The sequence below is a fragment of the Bradyrhizobium sp. CAR08 genome (genome assembly GCF_052871955.1).
The window spans coordinates 352,344-370,946 of record NZ_JBIXJX010000004.1 but is presented as its reverse complement, the minus strand read 5'-3'; the positions used below and the strand labels follow the sequence as shown (position 1 = coordinate 370,946).

Below are 18,603 nucleotides of genomic sequence, written 5' to 3'. Positions count from 1 at the left end.
CGGGTACGGTTAGATGCTTGCCAAGGACATTCTTCGCATCGTTCTCTACGGGGTCGGCCTCAGCTCGCTCGGAGCGGTGATCTATTTCGCCGGTCCCTTCATCGCATTCGGCGATTGGCGGCCGCTGGAGAACCATATCGTCCGGCAGATCGCTATTCTGCTGCTCACCACGGCCGTGGCAGGCATCGTTGGCCTCAATCTGTTCAAGCGGCGCAAGGGTGCCAAGGAGATTGCCGATGGTATCGCTGGTGCAGACCAGCCCGTCAGCGATGAACCAGTGCTCAAGGAGCGCATGAAGGATGCGCTCGCGACGCTGAAGACCGCCAGCGGCAACAAGTCGGGCTATCTCTACGATCTCCCCTGGTACGTCATCATCGGTCCGCCCGGCGCCGGCAAGACCACGGCCCTTGTCAATTCCGGGCTCAAATTTCCGCTCGCGCGCGGGGCAACGCCCGCGGCGATCGCAGGGGTCGGCGGTACCCGCTACTGCGACTGGTGGTTTACAGAGGAGGCGGTGCTGATCGATACCGCCGGCCGCTACACCACCCAGGACTCCAACAGCAAGGCCGACAAGGACAGCTGGCTGGCGTTCCTGGATATCCTGAAGAAAAGCCGGTCGCGCCAACCGATCAACGGCGTTCTTGTCGCCATCAGTATCGAAGACATCCTGACGCTGCCGAAGCAGGAGCTCGCACTTCATGCCGATGCCATCAGAATGCGCCTGCTCGAGCTGCATCAGAGACTCAAGGTCAGCTTCCCAGTCTACGCGCTATTTACCAAAGCGGATCTCGTTGCCGGCTTCACCGAGTATTTCGCCTATCTCGGGGAGGCCGGCCGCCGTCAAGTCTGGGGTGCCACGTTCCAGACCGCCGACAAGACCCAGAATCTGGTTGGGCAGATCCCGTTCGAGTTCGACCGTCTGCTGGAGCGCCTGAGCGAAGAGACGCTCGACCGTCTGCAGGACGAGCCGACGCCCCAGCACCGCGTGCAATTGTTCGGTTTTCCGGCACAGATGGCGCGGCTCAAGCCTCAGATCCACGATTTCCTCAACCTGATCTTCGAGCCGACGCGCTATCACGTGAACGCGAACCTGCGCGGATTCTACTTTACCTCGGGTACGCAGCAGGGCACGCCGATCGATCAATTGATCGGGTCGCTGGCGCGCACGTTCGGCGCTGAGGAAGTCGGTTCCGGATCCTATTCGGGCACGGGCAAGAGCTTCTTCCTTGCCGATCTGATTTCCAAGGTCATCATCGGCGAGGCCGACTGGGTCTCGACTGACCGTGCCGCGGTGCGCCGCGCGCTGGTCCTGAAGACCGCAGCCCTGTCATTGATCGGTCTGGTCTCGATCGGGCTGATCGCAGCTTGGCTGGTGAGCTACAAGCGGAACGCCGATTTGATCGAGCAAAGCCTGCAGGCGGATAGCGAGTATGCAACCGCCGGCGCGGCACTTATCAAGCAGGCATTGATTGCCGATCATGATCTCGACAAGGTGCTGCCGCTACTCTACCGGCTTCGCAACGCCCCGGCGGGCTACGGATCGCGCGGCGAATCGGTGCCTCTGTCGGCTCGCTACGGGCTCAGTCAGCGCGCCCGGCTGCTGTCGCCCTCGAAAGCGGCCTATCACACCGCGCTTGAACGCATGTTCCGACCGCGCCTGCTGTATCGCCTGGAAGAGCAGCTCAATGCGCGCATAAACGAGCCTGCCTTCGTCTATGAGGCGCTCAAGGTCTATCTGATGATCGGTGGCCTGCAGTCGCCGGATCGCGAGTTGATCCGCTCCTGGATGCAACGTGACTGGGCGGATAATCTCTATCCTGGCGCCACCAACGCAGAAGGGCGGCGTCTGCTCGACGAGAACCTCGTGGCAATGTTCGACCTCGAGACCGAACAGCCGCCCTTGGTCGAACTCGACGGCCGGTTGATCAAGCAGGCCCAGAACTCCTTGGCGCGCCTGAGCGTGTCGCAACGAGCGTACGAGTTTCTGAAATCGGAGGCTCGCGCGTCGATCGCCGGCGACTGGATCGCCAGCCGCCATGGCGGACCCGACATGGGTGTCGTGTTCGAAACCACGACCGGGCAGCCTTTGGACGCCGTGCGGGTACCTGAGTTCTTCACGTATAACGGCTTCCATCAGAAGTTCGTCGCCCGGCTGTCCGGATTGTCTGAGCGGATGAAGCGGGAGCGATGGGTTTTGGGGGATGCCGGCCAGCAGTCGGCCATCAACCAGCAGTACGACAATCTGGCCGGCGATCTGCTCAGCATCTATTCAAACGATTTCGTGACGACCTGGCGAACGGCGCTCGGGAGCCTGCGCCTGAAGAAGCTGCTCGCCGACAAACCGAAATATGAGGTGCTTCGGGCGCTTTCGGCGCCGACCTCGCCGATGCGGCAAATTCTGGAGTCGGTGCGCGACGAGACGGTGCTGACCAAGGAACGGGCGAAGAGCGCTTCGGCGCCAGCTGCCACATCGGCGCCAGCACTCTTCACGAATGCTCAGGATGGACCGCCTGGCACGATGATCGAAGCACAGTTCAAGCCTTACCACGCAGCGCTCGAAGGCGAGAGCACCCGCCGGCCAATCGACTCGACCGTCGCGAACCTGAACGACATCGCGCAGAACCTGACGCTGATCATCGAGAATCCCCAACTGACCGCACAAGCCACAGCTGCGCTCCAGAACCAGGTCGCAGCGCTCCGCAACAACGCCTCGCGCATGCCGCCGCCATTCTCCGATATGTTGCGAGCAGCAGCCGCGGAGTTCGAAGGTAGCATCGCGGCTTCAACCGCCGGACAAATCCTGCAAACGTTGCGCGATCAGGTCACGCCGGTCTGCCAACAGACCGTGACTAACCGCTACCCGTTTATCCGCGGCAGCGGCCAGGAAGTTCCGCTCGCGGATTTTGCCAAATTGTTCAGTCCGAATGGCGTTATGGACAGGTTCTTCACCCAGTACCTGGCACCTTATGCCGACACGTCGCGGTCGGACTGGGCTTGGCGAAAGGAGAGCCCCGTTGGTCGGTCGTTCTCGCCCGAGACGCTCAAACAATTCCAGAACGCGGCTTATATCCGGGATGCGTTCTTCCAGACGGGCGGCGGTGTGCCCGCCGTTTCATTCGCGATCCGACCCCCTGGGGCACCGGGACCAGGCGTGACAGTTAAGACCGAGATCGGTGGCACCACAATTGCGAGCCCAACCATTCCCGGATCGGCCCCTCCGTCCTTGTTCGGCGGGCCGCAACCTACGCCACCGCCACCGCCACAGCCGCAGACCAACTCGCCGACTACTATCCTATGGCCGGGCCCAGCGCCGCGAACGGCAATTTCAGTCAGTAACGATACCGGCCCGCCATCCGTGCTTGAGCGCATTGGTCCCTGGTCGTTGTTTCGGATGTTGGAGGCGGGCTCGTTAGTGGTGAAAGCGGAAACCGCCAGCGCGAGTTTCATCGTCGCCGGGCGCGAGCTCAACTATCAAATTTCGACCGGATCGTTGCGCAACCCGCTGAACCTGTCAGTGCTGCGCGAGTTTCGTTGCCCGACCGGGATATGACCATGCGTTGCGGGATATTCGGCAAAATCGGTGCGAAGCGCGATTTCATCGCGATCGCGACCCCGCGCAGCTTCCTGGAAGCCTGGGAGCCGTGGGTACAGGCTGCGCTGTCAGCAAGTCGCCACCAGCTTGGCCCAGGATGGCAACAGGCCTTTCTGACCGCGCCGGTCTGGCGGTTTTGGCTCGGCGCCGCGATCTGCGGCACGACAGTGGCGGGTGCGATCATGCCATCGCTCGATGGGGTGGGGCGATACTATCCCTTGACCCTGCATGCGGTGACCAGCGAGGCCGTCTCGCTGCCGCCGCCGAGCATTGATCCGCAGGACGAATGGTTCGGGCAAGTGGAGGCGTTCCTGCTTTCGACCCTGGATCGGGCCGCAACCTTCGAGCAGATCTCCGATGCATTGGATCGGCTTGCGGTGCCACGACTGCAGGAGACCATCACCGGCGATCCGCCGGTCACGTCGCTTGGTACTGCGGCAATGGGGAGGGCTTCGGCGGTCGAAGCCTTCGCGGCGTCGTTTGCAGCACTTTGCGCTGCCAACCCACAGGTCTACGCCGCGGCTAGCTTCTGGTGGACCGCCGGAGGGGAAGGCTTCCCGCCAATGGCGCTGAGTTGTCGCGGATTGCCAGATCCGTTTCACTACGTCACGCTGCTGACCGGTGATCTCGGACCCGCGGCATCCGGGAATGGATGACGCGCGATGGTGCATATTCCGTCCTTGTTCGATGTTGGCAGCGTCACCCATGCCGGACGCGTGCGGGAGCGGAACGAGGATTCATGTTTGGTACGAACCGACGTTGGTCTGTGGGCGGTCGCCGACGGCATGGGGGGGCACGAGGCCGGTGATCTCGCCAGTCGCATTGTAGTGCAGTCGCTCGACGCTATCGCTACACCAGAATCAGCCGCAGACCTGCTGGCGGAATGCGAGGAGCGGCTTTTCAGCGCAAACCAGCAGATACTGGCGCTTAGTCATGAACGACAGGGTGCCACCGTCGGGACCACAGCGGCGGTTCTGCTCGTTCGCGATAACTACTATGCCTGCATATGGGCGGGTGACAGCCGGGTCTACCTTATTAGTCGCGGCGCAATTCGCCAGGTCTCGCATGATCACAGCGAACTGGAGGAGCTGATCGCAAAAGGTGCGCTGTCGCGCGAAGACGTGAATGATTGGCCGAGCAATGCCATTACGCGTGCCGTCGGTGTCGCCGATGATCCGGAATTCGAGGTGGTGACAGGCCCGGCCGAGCCAGAAGATATCTTCGTGATCTGCAGCGATGGCCTGACCAGGCACGTGCAGGACGACGAGATCCTGCAGCACGCGGCTACGCGACGCGCCCAGGCGGCTTGCGATGACATGCTCGCGCTGGCTCTTGATCGTGGCGGGCTTGACAATTTGACGATTGTGATCGTGCGACTACTGACGCCACGATCTCAGGGGACGACAAGATCTCCGCTCAATCGGGAGCCGCAACCATGAGTCCGAGCGATCCGTTCCGATCGTCCTATCACGGCGTGCCGCCCGGCACCCGTCTCAATGGCATTTACGAGGTCGAAGCGGTGATCGGCGCGGGCGGCATGGGTGAGGTCTACAAATGCCGTGAGATCCAGACTGGATCGCCTATTGCGGTGAAAATGCTACTGCCCGACGTGGTTGATAACGAGGCCGCGCTCGCGCTGTTCCGTCGAGAGGCCGCGGCACTCCACAATCTTCCGCACGACGCGATCGTTCGCTACTTCCTGTTTACCGTCGAGCCGGTGCTGCAGCGACCTTATCTCGCGATGGAGTTCGTGAATGGCCGCTCGCTCTCGAACATGCTCGATGATGGGCCGTTGACCTTCGAGGCGCTGATCAGGCTGAGGCAGCGTGTCGCATTGGGACTGGAGGCCGCACATGAGCACGGCATCATCCATCGCGACGTGTCTCCGGACAACATCATCATTCCGCTCGACGACGTCAGTCGGGCCAAGATCATCGACTTCGGCATCGCTCGGTCGACCCAAATGGGCGACAAAACCATCATCGGCTCGGGCTTCGCCGGCAAGGACAACTACGCATCGCCGGAGCAAGTAGGGTTGTACGGCAATGACGTGACTGCGAAATCCGATGTCTACAGCCTCGGTCTTGTGCTGTTCCATGCGCTGACCGGACAGAAACTCGACATGGGCGGCAGCCAATTTCAACTGGTGGAGAAGCGCCGGCGTGTGCCCGATCTCGGTGGTGTGGATATGCGCATCCGACCTTTGCTGGAGCGGATGCTGCAGCCTGATCCGGCATTGCGCCCCACTATGGGGGAGGTCGCCAGCTGGACGCCAACCGGTTCCGCCCAGACGCCGGCCGCGCCGTTATATGGCTTCGATCCGCTGCGGCGGCCGGAAAGCGCGTCGCCGGCGCCGCAGGACAGGATGCCGGAGATCGCGCGGAGTCCGCGCCGCCTCTGGCTGGGGGCGGGCGCCGCGGCATTGTTCCTGCTGGTCGGCGGTGGTGGATATGCCTTCTACAAGCTGGTTTGGTCAGCGCCAGGCACCGCGGTCTTGTCGCCACCCCCGAAACTCGCCGGAGCAATGGCGCCGCCGAAGGTCGAGCCCGCTGGACCACAGCCCGGACGCCAAGAGCCGGAGAAGTTGCCCGCGCAGCCGACGGCGACGCAGTCTCCGGCACTCGATGGGCCAGGGCGCGCCGAGCGCATCCGCAAATACGTGGCCCAATATTCCGGCGGTGACTGCTTCTTCGTGTTGCCGATTGCCGTGAGCCCAAATGCCGCTGTCATCGAAGGGTTCGGTGCCTCGACCGTCCCATTCGACACGTTCGACAAAGCGTTTCGGCGTGAGCAGGGTTTCGAGGCTTCGATCGGCGTCAGGCAAGTGACCCAGGCGCAATGCCCAGCCGTCAAGTTCTTGAGTCAGGTCGGGAGCGATCAGGCGCGAATGCCACGCATCACCTTGTCAGCGACAGAGCTGAAGGGCGGTGAAACCCTCAATGGGACCATCGAGAACTTTGCCAACCGCGTGGTGGAGCTCCTGATGGTATCTGATCGCGGCGAAGTTCAGAGCCTGTCTTATCTTCTGAAGCCGGGCATCGACTCACTTTCGTTTACGCTCCCGACAGCGCGCGCGAGCGGTCCGCAACTGCTATTGGTCGTGGCGGTCCCGCAGGTTCTCGACTCGTTGCGCCAGCCGCGACCGATCGCCGCCGACACGTTCTTCCTGCAGGCGCTAAGCGAGGCTCAGCGCAATAAGATGACTGTCATCGCGGCCGTGCGCTACGTGCTGCTCACCAATTGACCGGCACGCTTAGAATGTTCCGATCACCAGGATTTTCAGGTCGGCATCCGGCTTGAAGTCGCTTGCCGTATATTCAAGCGTGTTTCCAGTAGCGGACGATGCCTTTAGCCGCCCAGGACAGAAGCTCACCAAGCGGTCGCTGCCGCCTGGGTCGATAGTCAGCTTGAATGACCGGATCGGCCCAGCCCAATTCGCGCCGGTCTTGAGCACGTACGATATGCGCCGCTCCTGGAGATTTGCGCCGTTGGTCTGGTTATTGCCCGTGCGCTTGTCGAGCTCGGCAAGGAACGTATCCTGGATGCAGTATTTTTTCCGGTAACGCGCAACTTCCTGACCGAGTGCGCTGCTGCGGCGCAGGCTCGAGCGCAGAATGGTGTCAGGACTGGAGCCGACGCTCGGCCGGTACTGGTGTTCGACCGTGACGCTGCGCACGGGCGGAAACAACTGCTGGCGCACAGCCGAGGTCTTGACGGTCCACCCCGGCGCATATTGCTGGCGACCGTTGTCGCTCATTCCGGCAGGCATCAGAAGTCCGTCGTCCACAAGCCGGGTCCGGGTCGCCGCGGGCAGGTCGGTCACCCGGATCTCGCGGCCACCAATCGGCAGCAGCGGCAACTTGAGTTCGCGGAGCAGGGCACTGACATCCCTGTTGCCAACCATGGCGCGCTGATCGACGGTCAGCGGCGCCGGGTTGCCATCGACCTTGGTCTCGAATTCGACGAAGTTGATCGGATCACTTGACGGCAATGCAACATTCTCAGCCTCCGACAGGTCGATGTCGGGCAGCGGAAAGGCAACATTAAGCGTGACCGGCTTGGCGGTGAGGTTCGCGAATTGGTAGCGAACGCTGATTCTGTCGAGCGTGATACGAAGGTTCTCGCTCTCCATGGCCACGTCATTGGTGCGTACGAACTGGAGCCCACCGATCGACAATTCCGCAGCCGAGTCGTTGGCGCGTGCCGGCCAGCCTGTCGCAACGAGCAGCGCGACCATCAGGGCCGGTATAAGGAACGACAGTCGGGCGGAGGGTCCGTTCGGCAAGCTAGTCTGTATGCGGCGTCGCAGCATTTGCCGGCTCCATCCGATGCGGGTCAATCGATCGGTTGATAAAGATCGCCCCATTCGGGCTTCCAGACCCCGTCTGGATCGCACACCACGAGCGCGAGCTTGACGTCGTTAGCCAGCCGGATCGCGCCGCGAAAAGCATCCTGAGCCGGCAATTGCGCGCTGACTTGGTCGGTGGTCAGCCGCCCTTGGCTCGCGGCGGCAGGCAGCACGATCGCTCCGGAGGCACCGTCACTGTCGCGTTTCAGGAGCAGCGTGACCGCGTCGGGCTGGACTTCGTTCACTTGCTCAAATCTATTCCGGGCCATGGTTTTCCTCGGCAAGCTGAAGAAATTTCGGACTATCACCGTCCAGTGATAGAATTGAACGCGATTGAGATTGCTCACCACTAATTGACGCGCGGCATCAACGGCATCTCGGATTAGTCGATCCGACGCGGCGATCGGTTCGGGGTACATTGAGGCGAATATGCTTCGTCCAAAACATTGGATCTGGGTCTTCATCGTTAGCGCGGGCATTTTCGGAACCAAGGCGCACGCCGACGATACTGTCGTACGCAGCTTTACCGGCGGTTCGGCTGCTTCCATGGTCGGCATAGTCCCGGCCAGCGAGGACGTGGAACTCGCGGGACCGCAAGCACTCAGCGCCGACGGGCAGGGCAACCTGTTTTTGCTCGATCAGATCAACGGTCGCATCATCCAGTTTGACCCGAAACAGCCAAACTCCGATCCCGACGTCCTCAAGATGCCGAAAGACGTCCAGCCGACCGATCTCGTCGTCCATGACGACGACATAATGGTTTGGGACGGTGGCGTACGGACGCTGAAGGCGGCGCCGGGGCAATCCACGCGCGGACTCGGCGGTGACGTGATCCAGCTTGAGGAGGTCTCGAGCCGTGGGGCAGACGACCAGGTTGCCGTCTCCGCTTTCGCCCAGATGGGATCGCAGGCACCCGGCAGCGCGGCGGACCTGCTCGATCAGAACACCCGCGCGGCCATCATCAGGACGACCCGGCAGCCTGACCGGCAATACGTGGCTTCTCGAAGCAAGGGCTCGGTGATCGCCGACATCATTCCGGACAAGGGCAATGCCAGCGTCCGGGTCGAGATCCAGACCATGGTCACCAACGAAACCATCGGCCAACTCGGCCTGCGCGTGCGCAACCAGCTCGGCACGGTGGAGTTTCTCGAGATCGACAACAGCGACCGCTTCTACGTGCTGGCCGAGGACGTTCCGCCATCAGGAAAGAACGCCTCCACGTTCGTCGCACGCTATGCGGCGAACGGGCGTCTCGAGGGAATCTATGAGCTTCCTCTGGAAAATACGCCGCTGACCAGACGGTTCGTCACGGTGTCGGGCAGTGGCGATGTCTATTTCCTGCGAACCAAGCCGGACGGTATCGAAGTGATTGGCGTCGGGTTCCGACCTCTGACCAATGCCTCGATTATCGACGTGCGGCCGTCGCGAACGACGACGGCGCCGGCACCACAATCCGGCGTCAAATTTGACGCTTCGGCCGCCGTGAGGCCGTCCAATCGCCAGCAGGCGATCGAGACCGCGTTTGCGTTCGAGGGTATCCAGTGGAAGCTGACGCAGGCGAACTACGGCAACGATCCCGACAGCCAATGCAGCGGCTTCAGCCGTGTTCGTCGGCCGTGGTATCTGCAGGGAAAAGTGAACCAGGAGGTGCGCGGCGTACCGTATTGCTGGGGCTGCCACGGTTCGCTCGCGAACTTCCGGCAGCGGATCGAGAGCGGAACGCTGGCTGGCAATGTGTGCACCCGCAATGCGCCACGGCCCGATGTGGCGGGCGTCGACTGTTCGGCATTCGTCAGCGCCGCGTGGGGGCTCTCCGTCCACTATACGACTGCAGCCATCCCCGCGATCGCTGCGCCCGTGGCAAATCCTTGGGACCTGAGGCCCGGCGATGCGCTGAACAAGCCAGGCTCGCATGTGATGCTGTTCCTGCGGTTCACACCTGATCGCAAGGCCGAGGTGATGGAATCCTCGACCGGTGGCTGCAACGGCCGCGTCTGTCGCAACGTCTATCCATTGGCGAGCTTGCTCGCGCGCGGCTATGTTCCGGTCCGCTTTCGAGCGTTCGCGGATGATCAGACGACGGTTTCAGCGGGCGCCTATCAGGAGCAGACTGAACAACCGCCGGCGGGCCGCAAAACGGCAGGCAAAAGGCGCTGAACCCAGTGTGTCGCCAGAGCTACAAAATGGGTAGGCATGATGTCGAGGTGGATCACGATGCGGATGCCCAGAGGACTTGATTGCGGGATCGGGCGGCTGTGCGCCACCATCGGGCTCGCCGCGTTGATCGGACTGACAATCCCGCGGGCGCATGCGGCAGGAGATTTGTCGCTCAGCAATCCAGATGGGGCGGCGGTGCGTGCGCTCGTGATCGGGATCGACGACTACCAGCACGTGCGCAAATTGAAGGGTGCGGTCGCTGACGCTACGGACATCGTGACCAGCCTTAAATCCATGGGGGTTGGCGACGTCGTCGAACTGACTAACGCGCAGGCCGACAGGGCAGGCGTCCTGCGCGAGATCAGTGCACTGGTGGAGCGGACCAAGAACAACGACCTCATCTTTCTGTCGATCGCCGGCCATGGCACCCAGGAGCCGGAGCGCGTCAAGGGCGCGGAGCCGGACGGGATGGAGAACGTGTTCCTGCTGCCAGGCTTTGAAGCCACGCCAACCGGGTCCGTTGAGCGGGTTCTGGGCAGCGAGTTCAACCATTTCATACGGCAGTTCGAGCTGCGCGGAGCGAGGGTGATTTTCGTGGCTGATACCTGCCACGGTGGCGGTATGGTGCGCGATATCGATCCGCGTGCCGCTGAGATGAGCTTCCGGCAGGTCCCGCGCTACACGTTGCTGGTCGACGAACTGAAGCCGGTCTCGGACAGCAACGATCCGAAGTCTGAACTTGACCTTGACCACACGGCGTTTCTGGCCGCGGTGGACCGCTACACCAAAGCGCCGGAAGTCCGCATCCCTGGCATCGATGGCCTACGCGGGGCTCTCAGCTATGCGGTCGCGCGTGCGGTGGAAGGTAGCGCGGACATCAATCACGATGGGAAGGTGACGCTTAAGGAGCTTTTCAGCAACGTTCGGCAGGTGGTCTATCAGCTCTCGGACCAGCGCCAGAATATCGTGACTGTATCATCGCCAGCTCAGACGCCGGATACCGACGTCGCCTTCGGATTGACGCGCGGTGTCGTGCTGATTCAGGGGCCGGCCGCGAGAGCGGCCTCGGGTCAGGCCGGAGCCGGGGTGCCCGTCGATGGACAGGCGCCCGCACCGTCGGCTGTCACGGCCAAGGCTCCAACCATTCCGACCCTTGCGGGGGCGGCCAAGGAACTTCCGATCGCCGGCGCGCCGGGGCCTCTACGCCTCGTTGCACCAATCCGGCTGGCGGCGCTGGACGGCAAGACTAGCTATTTTGTAAGCGTGAAGCCAAAAGATGTTTCCGTGCAGGCTGTTCAACCGACGGACAATCCCGACCTGATCTGGGATCCTGTGTCGCACGACGTGATCGCTTGGGGTGATGTGGTCGCCTACGGGATGGACGTTGCCAGCCTGCCGACGGTGATTGATAGGACTGCGGCAATTCGTGAACTCAAGCGCATTGCGACACGGTCGCCGCAGGTGATGCGTATTTGGCCAGACGATCGCCAACAACGTGCTGGCCAGACCATCGAAGTTGACTTGTCTGATGTGGCATCAAGGGCGGTGCTGCTGTTCAATGTGTCCGGCGATGGCACCATCCAATTGTTGTATCCGGTGGGTGCTGATGCGGCGTTGGCCAGATCGGCGAGTTTGCGCCTACCGCTCAGGGTCGGCGAGCCGTTCGGTGCGGAACAGATCGTTGCGGTGACTTCGCAGCAACGCATGGTCGAGCTTGAGACAGCCCTAGTGCAGTTCAACCGGCGTCGCGCCTCGGGGCAGGTGATCAAGAGTCTCGAGCGTTACTTGCCCGCGGACGCGCGAATCGCCTCGATCGGCTTCTTCAGTGCTCCCTGACTCTTAGGGGAGCACGCCATGCCGTCATCGCAGTCGATCCGCCGCAAGCGAGCATGGTTCGCATTCCTGCTGCTACAGGCGGGCAGCGGACCTGCGTCCGCAGCACCGTTGCCGACGGGGGCGTTGCATATCGGCACGACGTACGTACCTTGGCTTTGGCCCGCACAAGCGGTGCGCAGGCAGACCAATACCGCGAGTGTGTCCCTTCAGATCCTGCCGAGTCAGACCGTCAACGTCGGCGCCAAGGTCTCGTTCGGCGTCACCGCCAGGAGGCCTGGATATCTCATTCTGGTTGACGTCGACTCGGAAGGGCGGATGTCCCAGATCTTTCCGACCCCCGAGCTATTGGCGCAGTCGAACGAACGCGACATTAATCTCGTCAAGCCGGGTGTCGAATTTGTCGTCCCTGCTCCGGCGGCGCGGCAGCGTGGTTTTGAATATGTCGTCGCACCGCCGACGGGGTCCGCAGTGATGATCGCCATCCTGAGCGAGCTGCGCGTGCAATTGCTCGATTTGCCGGACATGCCTCGCAAGCTGGAAGGTCAGGCGGACGCGTTGAGCTATCTATCGGCCTGGACCAGTGAGCTGCGCGTGCCGGACAACAGCAGCGGAAAGCTTGTGACGAACAATTGGTCGTTCGACGTCAAATCCTATTCCATCAAGTGAGTCCTGTGAGGCTTGGGGCTATAGCTTGCTCAGTCGGCTGAAGAAGCCACCGCGGGCGATCATGTAATGAATGTCCTTTGGAAAGGGAAAAGCACTGCGAATGTTGGAAATCGCGTGCTGGAGGAATTCCCCGTCCAGCGGCGCAGGCTTATGCCGCGGTTGGTCCGCGACCTGCGGTATCATGAAGCGATCCACGAAAGCCGCGTCAAGATCGTTGACCCTGACCATCTGTCCAAATGCCGGGAACAGGTCGTAATGACCCAAGCTTACGTTGAGATTCTTGAGGGCAGGGCGCTGAGGCTGGGTTTGATTGCCATCGGCCGTCGCCAGCCCGCGCCCGATCAGGTCCAGCTTCACCGATTGCGGGAGAGTTGACGGACCATACACGATCTCGAGGGCGTGGCCGCTCTGGCCAGATAGCCACTGGTACCAAAAGGTCGCATCGTCGGGCCGCGCATTGGCACCGTAAAGGCAATCAAATCCCCAACAAGCCGTCAGCTTCCCCTGATACTTTCCGAGGCTCCCGACGAGATTGCGCATGCCGTTACCACCGCCGGAGTGGCATGCGATGATGAGCTTGCCGATCTGGAGCTGAGGAATGGATGTCGAGGAGATACCCAGGAACCTGGCCAGAGCTCCAAGGATCTCCTCGAGATAGCGTTCACCCCAGTTCGCGGTGGCAAGGTCGGACACGCTGTAGTTTCCGGCAAAGGTGTTGCCCACAGCGTATTCGTAGCCCAGGAACGGCGCGATGAGCACCACGTCCTTGCCGGAATCCCGGACCTGTTCGCGCAGCCGCGCTGGATCGTTGTGGAAAAGGAATTCATGGTTTTTGACGTAGAAGCCGTGAAGCCAGATCACGACATCGAATTTGGTGGCGGCTGTTGGGTGCTTTGGCGGAAGATAAACCGCCGTTGGTTTCATGCCGGGCGCCTGCCGCTTCGTGAAGAGCGTCACCCCAGGAAAGGCGTTGACGTCCTTTTGCTCAAGCTCACACGCAACCACGCAGGTCGCTCCGATTCGGCCACATCAGGCTTGGCACTTGGTCGACCTGACGTTAGCTCGGCCACTCGTCATGCTTGCGATCCCAAATACACCGGGCCTCGCACCGTGGCAACTCGGCGCCGTGCCAGCGCGCAGTCGTGTAGTAGCGGTGAGGCTAGTGGCATACCTCGACATTGGCCTCGTTGCCTGGCCCGCCACCGCCGCGATATTCGAGATGGCAGCCGCGCTGGACCGGACGGCAGCTGCTGGCGTTGCATATGATCTGAGGACTGACCGTCGCATGGCCCACCGCAGCGCCGTAGCCGCCTGCGCTCGCCTGCGCCCGCTGACGCAATGGCCGATCCTGCCGCTGACTGTCATTGCTCTTGGCGGCATTGGCGGGCCTGGCGCGCTGTTTCTCGCATTCATTGTCGTCGTTGAGGAACGAACCCCTTGCACAGGAGATTCTGCTGCAGTGGTCGCCGTCAGCCTTGTAGCCATGATCACAGATCAGGGGACAGACCCGGGACGGCTTGAGCTTGATTGCGTCAAGCGCGTCGAGACTTGCGAGCTTGGCGTCAAATTTGGTTCCGGCGTGCTGGTTGAAGAGAGCCAAGGAGCGCTGGGAGGCCGCATTCCATCGGCCATCTACGCTACCGGTGAAGCAGCCGACGCGGTTCAATTCGCTTTGTACGGATTTGGTGATATCGGCTTTTGCGATATCGGTCTGGCGCGGCTCGGCGCTGAGTGCGGCAAGCTTTGGCGGCGTATTGTCGTCAGCCAGCGCAGCGACTGTAGGATTGTCCGCGAAGGCACTCCCAACAGCCGGCTTATTCCCGGAGAGAGCCGCAACGATTGTAGATTCGGACGCAATTCGTTTCCGTTCTGCCTCGGTGGCCTGCTCCTGCGCGGCCTGCTTCGCCTTCTCGGCGGCAATTCGGGCGTCTTCCGCAGCCTTCAGATCCGCGGCCGCCTTCTCTTGGTCGGCACGCTGGGCGCCCTGCGACATCAGCCGAGTTTTCTGCTGTTCCGCCTGCTGCGCCTTCGCTGTTGCCGCGACGCGTGCGTCCTCAGCATCGAGCTGATTAAGCTGCAGCTTGGCAAGATTTGCGTAGTATCCGTCCGGATGCTGGTTCAGGAACGCGTCCAGAGCGGGCTTGTTGCGTAGTTGCAAGGCCAATTCGTAATCACGACGAATTTCCGCCTGGGGGTTGGCTGCTTGCACCGGCTCATCAGCCTTGGCAGCGGGAACAAGTGCAACGTCTTCGCCGCCCAGCGAGCCGTAGACATAGGGCTCCTGTCGGTTGCCGGTGGCTTGCAAGACATCATCGCGGACGAAGCCGAAGGCCCTACGCAAGTCGAGCCCCGGCTTTGCGATGTACTTTACGAGAGCCGTCGCATACGGACTATTCTTGCTGTTGCCATCGAGTGCGGTTAGTCCGGCTTTCGCGGCAAACGCGATCAGCGTGTTGGAGACGGCGGGTTCGACCCTGGCCAGCCCGCGGCTGATTGATCGAGAGGCAACCGTACGCTTCATCGAATCGGCAAACGGATTGTTGCGGCACGCGTCGACGATCACCACGCGCAACTGTCTCGCAGGCTCGATTGCCAGCAGGACGCGGTCGAGTGAGAATGCTTCGTCATAAATATCAGTGTCACGTTCGAGTCTGGCGTCGGTCGGGATCAGATAGTTTGTCCCGTCGATCTCGATGCCGTGGCCAGCATAGTACACCAAGGCTATGTCCGCATTGCGCGCCTGATCGGCGAATTCTCTCAGGGCCCGCCGCATATCGGTCGCGGCGAGGTTGAGCCTTGAGTCAACCACATCGAAACCTGCGCCCTTCAAGGTTTCAGTGATGGCGGCAGCGTCGTTGGCCGGGTTTGGGAGCAGAGGGGCATTCTGATAGTTGGCATTGCCAACCACCAAAGCCACGCGCTTTGTCGCCCAGGCTGGCTGGGCTGCCAGTAACAGCGAAGCGGCAAGAAGAAGCAAAACTCGAAGGTGCCTGTATAACCTCATGGCGAACACCCAACCTATGCTCATCGAATGATAACGTCGCGAAGATGGCCGCGTAAGGCATGATTACTGAATTCACACGCCACTGGCGGCTGGCCTATCTCCGTACAGTACCAGTTTCGAGCCCGATCCATTCCTATGTGTTGTCTGGCACTGCGCTCGCGTTCAAACGGCACGGAAGAAATCGCGGGCCGGCGCTGTATGCCGTTTCATGGGGATGATGGGCACCCGCCAGTATCGATGTCTCGCACTGGCGAATTAAGTTTTTGAAATTATAGGACTATTGCACTTAAGGCGTGTTCGCGGCAGTGCAGCGGAGCCTCTGGCTTAGTTCAAACGAAGATGCCGCGGTCGGCAGATCGAGCGGACGTGAAGTCCAGGACGCCGGCTTGCGGGTCAATCTACAGCTTGCGCGGAGGTCAGGAGCCCGTCAGTTCGTCTTTCCATGTTCCCGGTGCTCGATCTTCAGGTTCCTGCCGGAGCGCTCGCCCCGGAAACTGCTCCTTCACAATGAGGGAACCAGTCTCCGAGTCGCGAAGGCTGGCCATGGTCTACCAGTCGATCGCGTCGGTGGCCGCTACCGGAAGGTCGTCAGTGCGCAAGTCGCCAGCCGACTTAATCAGAAAGCCCTGAATATAAGCCGCTCTATTTCGAAGGATGGCGTACGGAGATACAATCGCAATTCCGAACTTTGGAGGAGTTGATGCCCATTCCGTTGAGGATTTACATCACGCCATTTGCCGAGAGGGGGAGCGTTGAGCCCGGGCAATGGAGCAGCGAGACAGCCAAGAAGGCGCTCGACGTGGTCAATACGATCTGGTCAAAGGCCAAGATCGCGTTCGTGATCAGCGATTGCTTGATGGAGAAGCCGCTCGACATGGCAAAGAGCGCGCGCAGCAATGACCAGCGATTGCTGGGTGTTCTTGCCTCTCGGCACGATCCGGACAATGCCGTCCACATCTACCTCGTCAATTCGATTGAAAATCTGGCCGCCGGTGGAAGTTCATACCCCAATAGCCAACCGGAGCCGGCAAGCTTCGTCCAATGGTATGGCAATGACCACGCCAATGGACGCGCCTGGGCTCACGAACTTGGCCATCTAATGAGCCTCGATCACATCGAGATCGACTATTCCAATGAGAAGCAGGCGGCGCAGCGTGTCAAGAACCTCATGACGATAGGATTGAGCGTCGGTTCTGACCTGACGGGCCAGCAGATTGATGCAGCGAGGGGTTCAAAGCTTGTCAAGCGATTTGGCGGATAAGTCCGTGGCCGACCGCAGAATTTGTCACCTCCGTCGTTCTGCACATCGCGCGCCTTCGGGAAACGGGCTTTGGCGGCGACAGCCTTAAAGAGGGAGCAGGTCGACGATACGACGCCAGATTCCTATTCGCGAGATCCTCGTCGCTCCAATCCAAGCGTTGGGCGCAAGAGGCCATGATTGCGATCACGCTTATAACCCCTTCTCCCGCTTTGGGAAAAGCCATCCGCAATTAATATGCAAATGACCCCAACGATGAGATCACCAACCACCATATCAAGTGCTTCCGGGATATTGCAGCTGCGCTAGACGACGCTTACCGTTTCGCTCTATTTTTGATGGGCGATCAGGCAGACGCAGAACAAGCCGGCAAACGTACTATCCAGATGCACTGCCGATTTAACGTGGTTGGGTAGCGGCCCTCCAAGTCTAGGGCGATCGCGCAAAGTCGTCGTGCTGTACGAATTCCAGGGCCGGTCCTATCGCGACTCTCTTATATCGTAGCTGCTCCGATCGCGACAGTGATGTCGCGTATTGCACAAGGGCATACTCCTTCGGTGCCAGATCGAAATGGGAGCAAGATCACAACCTTCGTTGCAGCTGTCGATTTGAACTTCTCTTTTCCTGCCTGCACTAAAACAAGGTGGTCCTGCGGCCGTCCGGACGATCACCGACGAGTTCCTATTTGTCGATTGCAGGTCGAAGAGAATGTTCCACAAAACCGGTCCGGGCAAGGTTGACGTCGATCTGGATTTTTCGGGAGTGGGGGTTTTGCACGCGCGGCTTTGGAATTTCGATTTCGATGACTTTGCCGGCTACCAGTTTCGGGGCTTGAAGACAGAGCACTTCGAATTTCTGAAGAACAAGGTGGTTCCCCTGGTGGAGCACGACGCTGGTCAGATCTGGATGACGGGATCCGCGAGCCGGATCGGTACGGCTGATTGGAATATGACGACATCAGCCAACCGCGTCATTACGGTCGCGCGGTCTCTGTCAGAGATGGGCATCCGCCCGGAGCAAATGCAGACGCACGCCATCGGCAATACGCAGACGGCAAATCACAGGCTGGACGAAGACAACGATAGATCAGTGGTCCTTTGGGTTCTGCCTAAGGTCTATTTCGAACCGATCATAAAGCCAGACTTGCCGCGACCCGTTCCGCCGAAGCCAAAGGTCAGTCGAAATTTCAAGATAGCCATGCTGCTTGAGGTCGACGGTTCGATCTCGTTTGCAGCGAGAGCGGCCATCAAGCGCATCGTGAAGGGCAGGGCCGGAGCCGGGATTGCGTTTGCCAGCGCGTTGTTCTCCATATGGGACACGGAAAACAATTTGAAGTGCACCTACGTCTATGCGGCGGTCGGCCTAGGCTTCGGCTTGACCCTTCCGAAGACCGGCGGCAGATCGGGTACTCTGCATGGCCCCTGGAATTCGTTTACGACCGAAAAGCCCATCTCCTGTTCGCAGTTCGGCAAGTCAATGCGCTTTACGACTATCGGGATAGGGGACTTAAGCAAGAACTGGATCTTGCTGGAAACGCCCAGAGGAGTGAAGGACGTCTACTTGAGCATCAGCACGGGCACGACCATCGGCGGCGGCGCGTCGACCTACCCAGCCCATTTGAGCGCTTTCGTCCCGCTAGAGCGACCGAAGCCGTTTGGCGGGCCTTGAGTGAATCGGCTCATCATAACCTTTAGCCGGCGTCGGCGAGGGGAGCTCCGGGTTGACCCGCCGTAGTGATCTCA

General features: G+C 60.8%; 13 protein-coding genes. 9 read left to right on the top strand and 4 right to left on the bottom strand.

Annotated elements, in window-relative coordinates; all coding sequences use genetic code 11:
- The first annotated feature begins 13 nt into the window (after positions 1-13).
- From tssM to ACIPUD_RS11955, 4 genes are read left to right on the top strand one after another with little or no spacing between them, the layout of a single operon-like run.
- Positions 14-3,550, top strand: coding sequence for a type VI secretion system membrane subunit TssM (gene tssM / locus ACIPUD_RS11970; protein ID WP_446480707.1), 3,537 nt, complete (start codon positions 14-16; stop codon positions 3,548-3,550).
- Positions 3,547-4,248 carry a type VI secretion system-associated protein TagF gene (tagF, locus tag ACIPUD_RS11965; RefSeq protein WP_446480706.1) on the top strand — a complete coding sequence of 234 codons (702 nt, stop codon included), beginning with the start codon at positions 3,547-3,549 and terminating at the stop codon, positions 4,246-4,248. The genes tssM and tagF overlap by 4 nt, the downstream gene beginning before the upstream one ends.
- A 6-nt stretch (positions 4,249-4,254) precedes the next feature.
- A complete protein-coding gene (locus ACIPUD_RS11960) occupies positions 4,255-5,031 on the top strand; it encodes a PP2C family protein-serine/threonine phosphatase (protein ID WP_085348552.1) in 777 nt (258 codons plus the stop codon).
- Positions 5,028-6,836, top strand: a complete 1,809-nt coding sequence (locus tag ACIPUD_RS11955) for a protein kinase domain-containing protein (protein WP_446480705.1) — start codon at positions 5,028-5,030, stop codon at positions 6,834-6,836. Before ACIPUD_RS11960 ends, ACIPUD_RS11955 begins: the two co-directional genes overlap by 4 nt.
- Positions 6,837-6,845: 9 nt before the next feature.
- On the opposite strand, the gene ACIPUD_RS11950 is transcribed toward ACIPUD_RS11955, so the two are convergent.
- Complete coding sequence (locus tag ACIPUD_RS11950) at positions 6,846-7,829, bottom strand: DUF4424 domain-containing protein (protein ID WP_446480747.1); 984 nt, start codon at positions 7,827-7,829, stop codon at positions 6,846-6,848.
- A 98-nt stretch (positions 7,830-7,927) separates the two neighbouring features.
- Complete coding sequence (locus ACIPUD_RS11945) at positions 7,928-8,488, bottom strand: hypothetical protein (protein ID WP_231191009.1); 561 nt, start codon at positions 8,486-8,488, stop codon at positions 7,928-7,930.
- On the opposite strand from ACIPUD_RS11945, the gene ACIPUD_RS11940 reads away from it, so the two are divergent.
- The 3 genes from ACIPUD_RS11940 to ACIPUD_RS11930 all read left to right on the top strand — a co-directional run bounded on the left by ACIPUD_RS11940 (position 8,370) and on the right by ACIPUD_RS11930 (position 12,599).
- On the top strand, positions 8,370-10,097 hold the full coding sequence (locus tag ACIPUD_RS11940; RefSeq protein WP_018457620.1) for a hypothetical protein: 1,728 nt from the start codon (positions 8,370-8,372) through the stop codon (positions 10,095-10,097). The two genes, ACIPUD_RS11945 and ACIPUD_RS11940, sit on opposite strands and share 119 nt — an antisense overlap.
- Before the next feature lie 36 nt (positions 10,098-10,133).
- Positions 10,134-11,933: a caspase family protein gene (locus ACIPUD_RS11935; protein WP_446480704.1), complete on the top strand. Its 1,800-nt coding sequence runs from the start codon at positions 10,134-10,136 to the stop codon at positions 11,931-11,933.
- 123 nt (positions 11,934-12,056) lie between these two features.
- Complete coding sequence (locus ACIPUD_RS11930) at positions 12,057-12,599, top strand: DUF4384 domain-containing protein (protein ID WP_240543158.1); 543 nt, start codon at positions 12,057-12,059, stop codon at positions 12,597-12,599.
- A gap of 18 nt (positions 12,600-12,617) precedes the next feature.
- Here ACIPUD_RS11930 and ACIPUD_RS11925 read toward each other — a convergent pair whose 3' ends face one another.
- Both ACIPUD_RS11925 and ACIPUD_RS11920 read right to left on the bottom strand, forming a co-directional pair.
- Positions 12,618-13,604: a hypothetical protein gene (locus ACIPUD_RS11925; protein ID WP_377787469.1), complete on the bottom strand. Its 987-nt coding sequence runs from the start codon at positions 13,602-13,604 to the stop codon at positions 12,618-12,620.
- A 154-nt stretch (positions 13,605-13,758) separates the two neighbouring features.
- Complete coding sequence (locus ACIPUD_RS11920) at positions 13,759-15,507, bottom strand: caspase family protein (RefSeq protein WP_446480746.1); 1,749 nt, start codon at positions 15,505-15,507, stop codon at positions 13,759-13,761.
- 796 nt (positions 15,508-16,303) lie between these two features.
- On the opposite strand from ACIPUD_RS11920, the gene ACIPUD_RS11915 reads away from it, so the two are divergent.
- Together ACIPUD_RS11915 and ACIPUD_RS11910 are read left to right on the top strand one after the other, a co-directional pair.
- Entirely contained in the window at positions 16,304-16,864 is a 561-nt protein-coding gene (locus ACIPUD_RS11915) for a hypothetical protein (RefSeq protein WP_446480703.1), read from the top strand.
- A 705-nt stretch (positions 16,865-17,569) separates the two neighbouring features.
- Complete coding sequence (locus ACIPUD_RS11910; RefSeq protein WP_018457614.1) at positions 17,570-18,529, top strand: OmpA family protein; 960 nt, start codon at positions 17,570-17,572, stop codon at positions 18,527-18,529.
- Positions 18,530-18,603: the final 74 nt, after the last annotated feature.

What these genes read in the sequence shown, in the direction of transcription:
- tssM (WP_446480707.1), top strand. Translation starts at nt 14, where the DNA reads ATGCTTGCCAAGGACATTCTTCGCATCGTTCTCTACGGGGTCGGCCTC.
- tagF (WP_446480706.1), top strand. Translation starts at nt 3,547, where the DNA reads ATGACCATGCGTTGCGGGATATTCGGCAAAATCGGTGCGAAGCGCGAT.
- ACIPUD_RS11960 (WP_085348552.1), top strand. Translation starts at nt 4,255, where the DNA reads ATGGTGCATATTCCGTCCTTGTTCGATGTTGGCAGCGTCACCCATGCC.
- ACIPUD_RS11955 (WP_446480705.1), top strand. Translation starts at nt 5,028, where the DNA reads ATGAGTCCGAGCGATCCGTTCCGATCGTCCTATCACGGCGTGCCGCCC.
- ACIPUD_RS11950 (WP_446480747.1), bottom strand. Translation starts at nt 7,829, where the DNA reads ATGGTCGCGCTGCTCGTTGCGACAGGCTGGCCGGCACGCGCCAACGAC.
- ACIPUD_RS11940 (WP_018457620.1), top strand. Translation starts at nt 8,370, where the DNA reads ATGCTTCGTCCAAAACATTGGATCTGGGTCTTCATCGTTAGCGCGGGC.
- ACIPUD_RS11945 (WP_231191009.1), bottom strand. Translation starts at nt 8,488, where the DNA reads ATGGAAGCAGCCGAACCGCCGGTAAAGCTGCGTACGACAGTATCGTCG.
- ACIPUD_RS11935 (WP_446480704.1), top strand. Translation starts at nt 10,134, where the DNA reads ATGATGTCGAGGTGGATCACGATGCGGATGCCCAGAGGACTTGATTGC.
- ACIPUD_RS11915 (WP_446480703.1), top strand. Translation starts at nt 16,304, where the DNA reads ATGCCCATTCCGTTGAGGATTTACATCACGCCATTTGCCGAGAGGGGG.
- ACIPUD_RS11910 (WP_018457614.1), top strand. Translation starts at nt 17,570, where the DNA reads ATGTTCCACAAAACCGGTCCGGGCAAGGTTGACGTCGATCTGGATTTT.